Genomic DNA, 330 nt, shown 5'->3' on the forward strand with positions numbered 1-330 from the left:
TTAGCATCTTTTACATAAACATCCCAGCTTAAATTTGCACCAGAATTAGTATCTACTGAAAGAACACTTCCACTTGCGAAAACAGTTGGAGCTGTAGTTCCCGCTATTACAACTGCATAAGTATAATTTGGTGTACCGCCAGCTGCTGTAACTGTAATTTCAGAAAGACCATTATTACAGCTAATATTCGTTGATACCGCTGTTAGTGTTAATGCATTTGCTGGTTCATTAACTGTTACTGTTGCTGTATTAGTACATCCTGTAGCAGTATCTGTAACCTGTACAGTATACGTTCCTGCTACAGCATTGGTTAATGTTAATGTGTTTCCA

At 37.6% G+C, this 330-nt stretch carries 1 protein-coding gene; it reads right to left on the reverse strand.

Going from position 1 to position 330, the window contains the following annotated elements:
* Positions 1-330 (reverse strand): hypothetical protein (locus tag RT99_RS25415; protein WP_042566308.1); only part of this gene is annotated, 330 nt, incomplete at both ends.

Source organism: Flavobacterium sp. MEB061 (genome assembly GCF_000834715.1).
GTDB classification, from domain to species: domain Bacteria; phylum Bacteroidota; class Bacteroidia; order Flavobacteriales; family Flavobacteriaceae; genus Flavobacterium; species Flavobacterium pectinovorum.